The organism is Paraburkholderia sp. Ac-20336 (assembly GCF_017105025.1).
Taxonomy (GTDB): Bacteria; Pseudomonadota; Gammaproteobacteria; order Burkholderiales; family Burkholderiaceae; genus Paraburkholderia.
In genome coordinates, this window is sequence record NZ_JAAGPS010000318.1 from 1 (window position 1) to 821 (window position 821).

1 protein-coding gene and 1 pseudogene are annotated in these 821 nt (G+C 61.5%); both read right to left on the reverse strand.

The genetic code is table 11. The features are described from left to right. Window positions 1–127: pseudogene (locus GXB81_RS31225) on the reverse strand (lipocalin family protein); the annotation flags it as partial. A 26-nt stretch (window positions 128–153) separates the two neighbouring features. Beyond that, complete coding sequence (locus GXB81_RS31230) at window positions 154–612, reverse strand: hypothetical protein (protein ID WP_167284814.1); 459 nt, start codon at window positions 610–612, stop codon at window positions 154–156. Window positions 613–821 lie beyond the last annotated feature (209 nt).

The window sequence follows — 821 nt, forward strand, 5'->3', positions numbered from 1 at the left end:
CGCCTTCCCAGTACACCGCGCCGGTCGATTGTCGTGAGTCGAGTTCCTGATCGTCCATCAGCGGATCGAACTGCCACGTCAACGGACCTGTCCTGACCTTCATCGAGACCGGGTACGAAGCGTTTGTATTCAGAGTACCTCACGCAAAGCCGGCTAAGCTTGCTTGCGCGTTGGCTCAGATCGGCCAGCAATAAAACGATCGAGTCGTTCGCTTGCTTCCGCGATGGCCCAAAGCGGTGCTCGGTGCAGTTGTCGATCGTAATTCGTCGCGATCGACGAAAAAAGCGAGAATCCCGTGTCGTCGAGCTGCCATGTATCGTTTTCTCTGCCGGTGTCGAATACCGCTGCCGCCGTGCGATCCGCGGCGCAGAACTCTTCGTGGTTCATCGAACCGAAGCCGGCTTCTGCCAGATAACCGGTTAGCAGCATGATCTGCGTGAGCGTCTGCGCGTCGGTTTTGCTGCCGGCACCGCGACGCAACGCGTCGAGCGACAGATGTACCCGCAACGCGAGATCGTCGGCGATCTGACGAGGCATGGGCAACAGCATGGCTTTGGCATGCCGCGCGCGGGCGGCGCCTGTGTGGCGGGACAAGGGAATGCGTTGTGCCATGAAGGTCTAATCAGTTTGCCTGAGCACATGCAATAACGGCGCGCTCCGAAAAAGATTGAGCCCTCACCGCGCATACTTGGCAGAATCGTTTGCACAGCCCACAGCCCACAGCCCACAGCCCACAGCCCACAGCCCACAGCCCACAGCCCACAGCCCGCAGCCCGCAGCCCGCAGCCCGCAGCCCGCAGCCCGCAGCCCGCAGCCCGCAG